Here is an 11,751-nt window from a genome sequence, read left to right as displayed (position 1 = left end):
AGCGCCGAATTTAATCGATTAACCGCCCCGCTGACATTTTTAATGTTTTTTGGCTGTAACTTGCTACATCATTATCATGAGTAACAATCAAGAGTCCTGTGCCTTGTTGATGAATATCGGCTAATAATGCCATAATTTGTGTTGAACTTTCATCGTCAAGATCGCTGGTGGGTTCGTCGGCAATGACTATTTGTGGCTGGCAAATTAGTGCACGTAAAATAGCTATTCGACGCATTTCACCACCTGACATGTTGGCTGGATAAGCATCTTTTAAATAACTAATTTGGGCTTTTTCTAGCAGTTCCATTGCAGAATTTAAGCTCGATTGGTTTTCACGTTTCGTTAAAGAAAACGGTAAGCGAATATTTTCCAGAGCAGTTAAATTAGGTAATAAACTGCTGCCTTGTGGAATGTAACCAATATTTTGATTACGAAATGCTGATACTTGTTTGTCATCAAGATCGAATAAATTGGTGCCGTTAATCGTGATTTTACCTTGAGTAGGCGTTAACAACCCAGCAATCATATTAAGCAGCGTCGTTTTACCACTACCTGATTTACCCATAATGCTGATAAAGTCACTTTGTGCCATTGAAAAACTAACATTATTCACCGCTGAAAAGTGTTGTGATCCGCGCTTGTAATCTTTGCGAAGGTTTTTGATATCCAATAACATTATTCACCCTCTCTTAATGTTTGATAAGTATCAAACTTAGTTAATGATAATGCTGAATAAATACTAGACAGCGGACCAATAATTAATGTCAGCAAAAATACGATGAAGGCATAAATTAATCCATCGGTAATTGAAATATTCATACATGGCAAACCTATCGTTTGGCATATCAATAAGCTGAAGGCATAAATTAATACGCCAGCAACCACTATACCAGCAAGGCCACCTAAAGCACTAATGATAAGGGATTCTCGCAGTAACATTTTAACCAGATCACTGCGCGATGCACCCAAAATACGTAATAAGCTGATTTCGCGTTTTCGTTCATTAAGGGATGAGGAAAATATTACAAAGATCACAATAATCGCTAACACCCAAAATATTGCCGATAAACTATAGACAATAGTTGAAAAGCCATTTAACCATTTGGAGATGTTACTTAACATGCCTTTGGTCATTACAAAATCAATATTGTAATCGATAGCATATTTGGGCATGATTTGATTAACAATATCTTTAGACTGATAGTCAGGGTCGACTTTAACAAAAATCGATGACACATAGTTAGCAAAGTGGTCAGTATCGCCTTCAATTAAATTGGCTTCTTTCATAAGCGAATGAGCAGCAGGAATGGTCATAAAAACTGAGGTGTCAAAACCCATTCCTGTGCTATCCATTTTAGCGGCAATTTTAAAGGGATGATTGAAAAATTTAATTTCATCACCTACATTTGAGGTAATTTTGCTGCCTACCACGACCTGATTGTCTTGCAGTGGTTGTTCTAACTGTGTTTGTAGCCAAGGTTTGATCACAAAATCGCTTTGCTGATCAAAACCAATTAATTGAACTTTTGATGTGCAACAACCAGCACTTAACGAAGCAATGAATAGTTGTGGTGAGACCGCTTCGATTCCTTTGATATCTTTGATTTTATCAATTAAGTCAGCTTTTAGATAAAAGCTACTTGGTTCACCACGTAATAAGGCGACTTCAAGATTTTTTTCATAACCATAAGGCACAATAAGAATGTCGGCACCTAACCGATTAGCCATGCCTGAAATGCCTAAGCTTAGGTTTTTCATCAATACACTACCGCCAAATAGCGTAGCGGAAAAAAGCATAATGATGATAATCAAGCAACAACTTCGAAAAGGTCGTCGTTGGATATTTCGCCATGCTAAATTCGCTATAGTTATTTCTTGCATGTTGGATTTCTCTATAATTGGTGTTAAGGCTGACTAATGCTTTTTATCAGTTGCTAACCTTTACTAGCGATTAGCTTGTTTATTTAAATATATCACATTGATAATAGCAACAATCGCTAATACTACTGACAATAATATCAATGCTGGTTTAGCCCCCATATTGCAACGCATCATTTCATTACCGCATACACCAATTAAAATAGTTGGAATCGCAGCTGCTAAGACCGCAGTGCAAGCTATAGCCATACTTAACCCCATACGTACAAATAACGAGCGGCTAAGTAATACCAAGGCACCAATAGCTATCACTAAACTACCAATACCAATTTCCGCCCTTGATGTCCAAAAACATTTCATGATTTTGCCACCAGCATTGTGCATGTGGCCATCCATCGGTGCAGAATGCATAGCATCGGCTGGCATAGATTGCACATCCGGCAGTGGGCAGACGGGTAAAATATAAAGCGGGAATAGAATAAGTAACGCTCCGATTAAGATAAATAGTACAGATGAAACAATGCGATTTTTCATAAATATAGACCTTATAATCATTAATTATTGATAATACTTGCTACTTTACCATGTTCAAGAACTACCGTTGTTTGCGCATGTTTTGATACTTCCGGTGAATGCGTAACAACGATGATTGTGCTTCCTTCTTCGTGAAGTTGATGTAGTAAGTTCATGACCATTGCTTCATTGCTTTCATCTAAATTACCGGTTGGCTCGTCAGCTAAAATCAGTTTTGGGTAATTGATTAATGCCCTAGCAATACAAACGCGTTGTTGTTCACCCCCCGATAATTGACGCGGTAAATGTTTGGCCCGCGCTGCAAGCCCCACACGCTCTAATGCTTGTAAGGCTTCTTTTTCATCTACCATGCTATGATAATATTGTGCCACCATCACGTTTTCTAATGCGGTTAAATAAGATACGAGGTGAAATTGTTGAAAGATTAAGCCGATTTTATCACGCCGAATTTCCGTTAGTTGGGGTAATGAAAGTTGGGTAATATCTTGTCCATCAAGAATTACTGAACCCAGCGACGGTTTATCCATACAACCAATAATATTCATTAACGTGGTTTTACCACTGCCTGAAGGTCCCATAATGGATAGCCATTTACCTTCTTCAACGGTTAAGTTAACTTCTGACAAGGCATGTAAAGAGCCATAGATCTTTGAAACATTATTAACTTCTAGCATATTCATACTTTACTATCCTATTCGCCACGTAAAACTAATGCTGGTTCAACTTCAAGTGCACGTTTTACCGGAATCAAACACGCAATGATCGTTACCACAGCCGAAATGACAATCGTTGTTGGTATCAAATAAAATTCAATGACAATTGAGCGCCCAAATACATTGGCGCTGATTACTTGAGCAAAAATTAAACCACAAATAACCCCAATCACCCCACCAATAATACCTAAAATCATCCCTTCGGCTAAAAATTCTTTGGCAATACTTTTATTGGTTGCACCGATGGCTTTTTTCAGTCCTATCTCTTTGCGACGCTCCATTACTACAGTCATCATGGTAGTGGCCACACAGATCATGGTCAAAATTAACACCACTAAAGTTACTAGGTAGAGTAAAGATGATAGCTTACCGAGCACAGATGCTTCTGATTGCGTTACCCATTTTATAAGATGCGGTTCGATTGTGGTGGAGTGTTCTTTGATGGTTTGAATATAGTGCTGTAATTCATCTTGGGTTGCTGTAATACTAATTTCGACTACTTCAGCTTGATTGCTTTCTTCAAGTAGCGTTTCAAGAACGCTAAGATCGATAAAGATAAAATTATCCTCAACACGGCCAGTTTTCACAATACCAGTAATAGTTAAATCTTCATCAAAACGAGAGTTTTCTTTAGATTTTCCTGAAATCGGCATGGTGCTACCAATGCTAAGTTTAGCAAACTGGGCTATATCGGTACCGATCATAATTTCATTTGCTTTTTGAGGTAATTCACCTTCTATCTTCCAATAAGGACTGGTTTTGATGACCTGATCAAACTGTGTGCCAACGATGGTATAGGGTTGTTGATTACTGCGGATGGAGTTATAACGAAAAGGTGTGACACCTAGTACTTTATCTCTCGGCAGTAAATCAACCGCTTTTTTCACCTCAGTCATTGATATGGTAGGTTGATTATTGGCTGGCATCATTAATAAATTTGCGCCATAAGAGCGGAACTCTTGTCCCATTTGTCTTGGAATATCATAACAAAGCGTCACCATACCAAGTAATACTGTCGCGCCAATTGCTACGCCGAGTAGAGCAATAATAATCCTAGAACGACGGCGAATTAGCGAGCTAAATATCGTTTTTAAAATAAAACGTTGGTTTCTATTCATCATTATTTAGCCTCGCTTATCGTCCGTGCAATACATCGGTTGGGCGTAAAAACATCATAATACGTAATGCTGGCAAGCTACCTAATAAGGTAATCAGGCTTACCATAATTAATACCAATGGAACAATAATCATTTTAGGCTCAACAAACGAACCAAACACCGTCTGGCCAATAATTTGTGCAAAGCCGAGACCAATAAAATAGCCGGCCATACCGCCAAATAATGCAATAATCAGTATTTCGCTAAGAATCAACATGGATACCGAGGTATTAGTTGCTCCTAATGCTTTTAATAAGCCAATTTCAGTGCTACGTTCAATCACGTTAGCAGTAACTAAGTTAGATATCGCCAGTGCCGAACAGATTAACGATAAAATTGTCAGCAATAACATTAATAATTGTGTTTTTTGTAAAATAGAGCCTTCTGATTCAGCTACTTGCATTATCGCTTTTACTCGAATATCTGGCATTAATTCTTCTAATTGATAGGCGATCGAACTGATGTAAGCAGTACAATACCATTTATCCCACTCAGCTCGCGTTAAGCTGTTGGGATCTTGTGCTGCTTTACGGGCTAAATCGTTTTCAGGAGTGGTGAGAGCACTTACTTCAACCCGTTCTACCAAACCTTCTTTGTTCGCCATATACTGAGCAACAGGCAGTGAGACATAAAGATCATTGTCTTCAACACCACCACTATGAAAGATGTTATTCACAGTTAGGGTAGTTTTTTTAGTAGCTGAAGTTATCTCAATATTATCACCTAATTTAAGATTCAATTGCTTGGCAATAGTTTCTCCCACCATTACGCCTTGCAAATTATCATCCTTCATGGTGTTGCCTTCAATCGACCACCATGACTTCATGGCTAATATTCCAGTATCAACTTTGTCACCAGTTGGAATAGTCAGATGTTTATTAAACCATGTTCCAACTAGTGTAACCGGTTTATCATTAACCGTAACTTGGGTGGTTAAATAAGGGGCAAAATCAACAATGTTATACGCCCAGAAAATCATTTTAATTTTGACTAAATCATCTTGCTTAATATATGCGTTTTGTTTGTCATCGAGCTGATATAACTCATTAACCATCGACGCACCTTTTGGCACAATGCTTAAGTTAGCGCCATAGGCTTTTAACTCTTGATTAACTTTGTCACCAACATCAAACATCACATTTAACATGGCAGTCGCAAGTGAAACACCTAAAGCAACGGTTAAAGCAATTAAAAATAGCTTCTTTTTTTGACGAACTAACACGCTAAGTAACATTCTACGAAACATATTTTCTTCCTTTTTATACCGTTTACTTAAAGCGACTCTTTTCTGCTTCAAGATGAGTAGGTCGAATAATCATATTGCCATCTAAAATTTCGTATTTGAGCGGGACAGGATTACAGCCACCAGAAAAACCAATCGTGGCAATGTTCATCACCACATCACACAAAATGCAGACAACTTGATTACCGCGCTGATAGTAACCACTTGCACCACAGATGTCACAAGCATCAAAGCCAACACCATAAGCATTTTCACTTTTCTTTATTACAATAAATCTGATTAATGTTCCATCCGTTGCTTTGTAACCATAACGATGCAGATTGCCATCATTGACTTTATCTAATGGGATTACAATCAAACCATCGGCATTAGGTGTTACTGGCTCAGCCGGGGTTAATTCCACCCCTTTTTCAAAAATATAGCGCGCACGAGTAACGGTGTAAGCGGTGATAGCAATGCCCGCCATTAATAATAATGAGGTCCGACGATCCCGGCGTAAACTTGCTTTCAATTTACGCACTTGGGCAGGATTACTGCCGACTAAGGAGGTAGTTTTGGATTTAATGTATAACAAAATACTTAGTACTAGCACCAATACAATAAAGATAAAGGTAAACAAATTGACATGATCTAAAACGGAAGTCACTAAATCCATCATCCACTTTTGTGGCGAGATAAACCGTCTCACAATTAGGATTCGAAGTAAGTTAATTGCATTTTGTGCAGTAAAGAAAATAATGGCTAGCGATGTAATGGCAATTACAAATCGAGTTGAAAACCTTGTACAAAGCCGATAAACAAACAATCCAATTAAAATACAAACGAATAAAGCAAAACCGTAACCCACCCATTTAAACAAATAATCATTATTGAAAATTGAGTCCATGCCAACATCAAATTCAAATGGGTAAAGCAAAATATTTGGTAGGCTTTGTGAGGTGATAACTCCGGTAGCAATCACTATTAATAAAATATTGAGAGCTTGAGATTTTCTAAAAAATAAACTAATAAGCAATGGAACAACAATGATGCACCAAGCAACATTGGTACCAAGATCATAAAATTCACGAACTGCAATACCCGTATTTCGTTTTAATATTGCATAAATAAACGCGGCTATCATGCCCAATACAAAACCGATGATAAGATGTTTTTTACTTAATTGAATAACTGTCGCACTAAGTAATGCAAACATGATCACTGGTATAAAAGTATTATCGGTAATTTTGATAAGATATTGGAGCATAATAATTGCCTAAAAATTACAACGTCTATTGGCGAGCTGTTATACTCGCCAATATTACAACTAATTATTTATTAATTTAATTCAATTAAAAATAATTATTACCATGCATGAGGGATATAGTTAAAGTCCCAAGAAACTTCAATTGGTTTAGTCCAGAAACGACCTTCAACGCCAGTTTCTTTATCAACATGTAATAAATAACCTTGTTTTTCAGGGTTTTCGATAGTAAATGTTACTTTGTATTTACCTGCACCATCTAACTTAATATTGTTACCATAGTGAGGACCATCTGAAGCATTCATAGGCATAAAAGTACCTTCGATAGCTTTATCACTGCCTTCTTTTTGGATTTTATATTTTACAGTTAAGTAAGGCACGAAATCACCAGTACCAAAACCTAAGTTATTACCTTCAGCCGCTGAAATATCAGCTTCAATATGCATATCAGATTTTGAAGCAGGTAAACCACCCATACCAGCAGGTTCCATATCAACCGGTTGGAAATAAACTGCACCAATATGTAAAGGACCAACAGTTACTTCATCACCAATTGGAAACTCTTCGAAGCCTTTTTCTTCACCTGGTGCAGGTGCAGCAGCATAAGCCATTGAAGAAAGTGCAAGTATTGATGAAATACCAGCAGAGACTAATAGTTTTTTCATTGAAAACTCCTTAATTTTGTTTTTCACTTTTAATCACTAATCAATAAAATCATGACTAGTCAATAACAATTTACTACCAATGTATTTACGATTTATCACTAATCATTAATCGTTTTTAATGTTTTATATTAATTATTTCTTTTTATATTTTGTGGAATAGATAATCGACCCTATCACTGCCACTACCATGAACAACTGTGGTAGTAATGTTTCAACTGTTGGATAGATACCCAATATCTCAACCGAATGAACAAAATCGATCGGTGTAACCTGAATAATATCAGCTTCTTGCAACTCTTTTACACCACCACCAGCAAACGCAATCGCCATCAGATACATTAAGGCACTGGTACAAATAAAGAACGGTTTAAGTGGCAATTTAACCGTACCAAAGCGAATAATAACAAACACAAACGCTAATACAATCATTCCCACGCCCAAACCATACCACACCATATCCATATGCTCATTAGCATCTGCTAACATGGCTTGATAGAAGATGATAGTTTCTGCGCCTTCACGAAATACGGCTAAAAAGGCAGCAAATCCTAAAGCAAAACTACTGCCTGTAGAAACCGCATTTTGGACCTTACCTTCCACATAGTTTTTCCATGCTATGGATTCTGACTTGGACAGCATCCAATTACTAATAAAGAACAGCATTACCGTTGCCAATAACATGGCGCAACCTTCCATAATTTCTTGGTTGGCACCACTTAATCCCACAATTGTATGTAACGCTATCGCCGCTAAAATACTAGCGAACACCGCAAAAAAACTGCTAAGATAAACGACTTTAAGCATCGGTTTATTATTTGAGCGAACAAGATAGGCAGAGATAGCCGCGATAACCAATATCGCTTCTAACCCTTCACGGAAAATGATGATAAACGACGCCAAAAAGACACTCCAACCACTCTCTTTTTTACCATCTAACTCATTGGCATCTTCATGGAGCATTTTTAAAATAACGTCAATTTCTGCTCGCACTGTTTTATTCGGCGCATTTTGTGTCATTAATCGTTTAATTTTTGCAAACTGGTATTCAGTATCAGTACCGCGCTTACCTGAAATATAAGACATCACTGCGCGCTCAACGCCATGCTTTTCGTAAAATCCAAAGTAAGCATTGTTAACACGGGCTTTAGCACCTTCGACGTCTTTCATAAAATAGATGTTGTAGGCATCATTCAAAATGATATCCATCTCATCAATAATTGCATTCCAGCTTTCATATTTCTTTTCGGCTGCATAAGAAGGGGAACTAAAAACAGCTAAACTTGCAATTAGTAGAACAACTAAAGTTAAATACCTTTTCACTTCCTACTCCTTTATTTTCCTAACAACATAATCCCTATTGGTTTGCTGTTTTCTGGCAATTGTAATGATTGACTAATAAATTCAGGATTGATTGAATGGATATAACGTGTGCTGAGTTTTAATGCTGTCGCCGACAAATAAACATTTTGGCTCATTGCGCCAACAGCAATTTGACTAAAATCATTGGCTTGTTGGGTATCATAATCTTTAAGATTGTCACCATCAGACACAAAAATAAAAATATAAGGTGCACGTTTAGTAAAACTTTGTTTACCGATGTCGCCACGAATATCTTGATTATTGATCTCACGAAGATAGTGCCCTTCCCACTCGTATATAAAGGTTCCCTTTTCACTTGCAACATACAGGCGAACATAAGGCGGTTTACCACTTGCCATTGGTACTGTCCAACCATTTTTACCTCGATTTAAGCCACTGGCTGCCCAAAGTACACTTGAAAGCTCATCGTCAGACACCATACCTGTTGGAAATCCTCCACCCGGCGTTGAAGCACGCTTTTTAAGACTATCAAATAATCCCATCCCCTCTTTCTTTTGTGGGGCCGGTAAAGTGACATCAGCATAGCTATAGGAAAAACAAGATAATAGCAAAACAATGGCAAATCTACGTAACAACATAGCATAAACCTTTCAGCTTTAGGAAATAAAATAATTGTTGCTATCTTATTGCTAATGCTTTCAATTATCAACAACAAACAATAATAATTATCATTAAGCTTGTTACATATAATAAAATCAACGCATTAATATTACCTTGCAATCTACGATTTTTATTTTTCTGATTAAAACGTATATACTGATGCAATATTCCCGTTTTAAGAAAATCTGAGTATCATTAACTATGCCGTTTTCGACTTTAATCGTATTACCACTTTTTATCTTAACTATTACCTTAGCTTCTTTTTTTAAACAAAAAAAATGGCAACTGCTCACTATTGTCTTAATGACCGTCATCATTGTTATGGAACTCACCTCTATCTATTTTAGTGGTGGATTTATTGATTATCAGTTTTACGTGAATTTAAATGTGAATGACATTATTGAAGGATTATTTATCTTCAAGTTACAGGCTGTATTAGTGATTGTAGTCTTTTTAGGATTAGTTTTTATAATTAGTAAATTAGCCAACTTATTTCGCAATAAATGCCGATTGTTATGGCGCTTATCGTTTGCTGTCATCGCAATTGCTTCAATTAGTTATCATAATGGTCCAATTAGTCGCCTCTATGAAATCTATCAAGTCACCTGTGCGCCAAAAGCAACCTTTGAACAGGCATTACAAACGCTCAATATGAATGATTATGTTGCAAAATCACAGTTAAACAGTCAAAAAGGCAAAAATATTATTGTGTTATCGTTAGAATCTTTCGAGCAAGGATTTTTAGATTTTGCTGATATTACGCCTAATTTAAGACAGCTAAAGCAACAATATACCTTTTATCCAAATATGCCAATGAGTGCAGGTAGTACCTGGACAACCGCCTCAATGTACACTTATATGACCGGTGTACCATTTTTAATTGGTGAACATTCAACATCACCTTTAAAAAACGCTAACTCGACTAAATTAGTCACATTAGGCGATGTGTTAAAACAAGCAGGCTACCAAACTCGTTACGTTATGGCTGGTCCTGAATTTGCGAGCATTGGCCACACAGCAGAAGTAGTTGGAATACAAGTGGTATCTGAAAAAAACTATCCAGGCAAATACCCAAATGCGCCATTTGGGTTATATGATAAAGATATATTAGACATCGCCGAACAGCAAATACAAGAGATGAAAAATAATGACAAACCATTTGCGCTATTTGTTTCGACCGTCTCAACCCATGCACCAAATGGCTTTAACGATGAACGCATGACCTCTGTTATTAGTCCAAAGCATGACAACATGTCTTTTGTAGCCGCATCTCTCGATTACAATTTAGGGCAATTTATTAACCACCTAAAAGAGCAAGGTTTACTAGACAATACCGTATTTTATATCTTCCCTGACCATTTAATGATGGGTGCGGGTACCGAAACCGTTAAAAAATTGTCGGAAAAAGAACGCAAATTGTACTTATTAACCAATGCGAATAGTGATGATTTACAAAAATCATCCAACCAAACCATTTACCAAATCGACTTACCAAGAATGATTTTGAATGGTGCACAAATTAAAACGAATGCAAAATTCTTAACTGATTACTTAATTGGTGAAAATTTCGATAAAAAGCAATTTATCGAACAACATAAATCAAACATCGCCACGTTAAACAATGCAGCACAAGAGCAAAAATGACAGTCGATACCTTAATTTTGGTCATAACCATTAGTTGTTTAGGCATGATATCACCCGGGCCAGATTTTTTTCTGGTCTTAAAAAATAGTTTAAGCTATAACCGAAAAATAGCATTAATGACCTGCTTAGGAGTAATTAGTGCTATCGCCATTCATATGAGTTACTGTGTGGCAGGCATTGCTGTATTAATCACCGCCACCCCTTGGCTCTATAATGCATTACGTTATGCCGGTGCCGCTTATTTGTTATGGATTGGCGTTAAAGCGTTACTAGCCAAAAGCAGTGGCACCGCCTATGTTTCCAAACAAACGCAGGAACTGGATGTCACAGCCAAATCTGCGTTTATGCAAGGGCTATTATGTAATTTACTTAATCCAAAAGCCACGCTGTTTTTTCTAGCTATCTTTACTCAACTACTTAATGCCAGCTCAACGATGGTAGATAAACTGGTAGTTGCTTTTATAATCTGGCTTGAAGCTGCAATTTGGTGGCCGATGGTAGTATTCGTCTTCCAAACCCAAATTGTCCAACGTCGTTATTTTAAGTTACAGGTGATTATTGATAAGTTGTTAGGCGTGATATTAATCGTGCTTGGAGTTAAAGTTGGATTAGGATTCTAAAGCTTTAAAAACCCCGTTCCTCAACATTTTTTATTCCAAAAAGTGCGCTCCTCAATTATTTCTTATCTTTTTAT

The 11,751-nt window shown here is 37.0% G+C and carries 12 protein-coding genes; 2 read left to right on the top strand and 10 right to left on the bottom strand.

Annotation, left to right across the window (positions count from 1 at the left end; genetic code table 11):
- Positions 1-10 precede the first annotated feature (10 nt).
- The 10 genes from J3U18_RS04235 to J3U18_RS04190 all read right to left on the bottom strand — a co-directional run bounded on the left by J3U18_RS04235 (position 11) and on the right by J3U18_RS04190 (position 9,391).
- Positions 11-676 (bottom strand): ABC transporter ATP-binding protein, encoded by a 666-nt coding sequence (locus tag J3U18_RS04235; RefSeq protein ID WP_065563561.1) that lies wholly within the window; start codon positions 674-676, stop codon positions 11-13.
- Complete coding sequence (locus tag J3U18_RS04230; RefSeq protein WP_081299563.1) at positions 676-1,881, bottom strand: ABC transporter permease; 1,206 nt, start codon at positions 1,879-1,881, stop codon at positions 676-678. The genes J3U18_RS04235 and J3U18_RS04230 overlap by 1 nt, the downstream gene beginning before the upstream one ends.
- Positions 1,882-1,944: 63 nt before the next feature.
- The gene (locus J3U18_RS04225) at positions 1,945-2,412 is read right to left on the bottom strand and encodes a DUF4418 family protein (RefSeq protein WP_065734639.1); all 468 of its coding nucleotides are present in this window, start codon (positions 2,410-2,412) and stop codon (positions 1,945-1,947) included.
- A 20-nt stretch (positions 2,413-2,432) separates the two neighbouring features.
- A complete protein-coding gene (locus J3U18_RS04220) occupies positions 2,433-3,092 on the bottom strand; it encodes an ABC transporter ATP-binding protein (protein ID WP_065563564.1) in 660 nt (219 codons plus the stop codon).
- An 11-nt stretch (positions 3,093-3,103) separates the two neighbouring features.
- Positions 3,104-4,246, bottom strand: a complete 1,143-nt coding sequence (locus J3U18_RS04215) for an ABC transporter permease (protein ID WP_267353018.1) — start codon at positions 4,244-4,246, stop codon at positions 3,104-3,106.
- Between the two features lie 13 nt (positions 4,247-4,259).
- Positions 4,260-5,528, bottom strand: a complete 1,269-nt coding sequence (locus tag J3U18_RS04210) for an ABC transporter permease (RefSeq protein WP_267330489.1) — start codon at positions 5,526-5,528, stop codon at positions 4,260-4,262.
- 22 nt (positions 5,529-5,550) lie between these two features.
- Positions 5,551-6,771, bottom strand: a complete 1,221-nt coding sequence (locus J3U18_RS04205; protein ID WP_267353017.1) for a Fe-S-containing protein — start codon at positions 6,769-6,771, stop codon at positions 5,551-5,553.
- Between the two features lie 98 nt (positions 6,772-6,869).
- Positions 6,870-7,433: an iron transporter gene (locus tag J3U18_RS04200; RefSeq protein WP_065734643.1), complete on the bottom strand. Its 564-nt coding sequence runs from the start codon at positions 7,431-7,433 to the stop codon at positions 6,870-6,872.
- A gap of 132 nt (positions 7,434-7,565) precedes the next feature.
- Positions 7,566-8,753: an FTR1 family iron permease gene (locus tag J3U18_RS04195; protein ID WP_267353016.1), complete on the bottom strand. Its 1,188-nt coding sequence runs from the start codon at positions 8,751-8,753 to the stop codon at positions 7,566-7,568.
- 11 nt (positions 8,754-8,764) lie between these two features.
- Entirely contained in the window at positions 8,765-9,391 is a 627-nt protein-coding gene (locus tag J3U18_RS04190; protein ID WP_065563570.1) for a nitroreductase family protein, read from the bottom strand.
- A 223-nt stretch (positions 9,392-9,614) separates the two neighbouring features.
- Here J3U18_RS04190 and J3U18_RS04185 point away from each other — a divergent pair, with 223 nt between their 5' ends.
- Together J3U18_RS04185 and J3U18_RS04180 are read left to right on the top strand one after the other, a co-directional pair.
- A complete protein-coding gene (locus J3U18_RS04185) occupies positions 9,615-11,057 on the top strand; it encodes an LTA synthase family protein (protein WP_267353015.1) in 1,443 nt (480 codons plus the stop codon).
- Positions 11,054-11,677: a LysE family transporter gene (locus J3U18_RS04180; protein WP_220225724.1), complete on the top strand. Its 624-nt coding sequence runs from the start codon at positions 11,054-11,056 to the stop codon at positions 11,675-11,677. Before J3U18_RS04185 ends, J3U18_RS04180 begins: the two co-directional genes overlap by 4 nt.
- Positions 11,678-11,751: the final 74 nt, after the last annotated feature.

It is taken from the genome of Gilliamella sp. B3482 (genome assembly GCF_026536805.1).
GTDB lineage: Bacteria > Pseudomonadota > Gammaproteobacteria > Enterobacterales > Orbaceae > Gilliamella > Gilliamella apicola_E.
The sequence above is the reverse complement of the archived record's forward strand: the minus strand, read 5'-3'. Positions and strand labels throughout refer to the sequence as shown.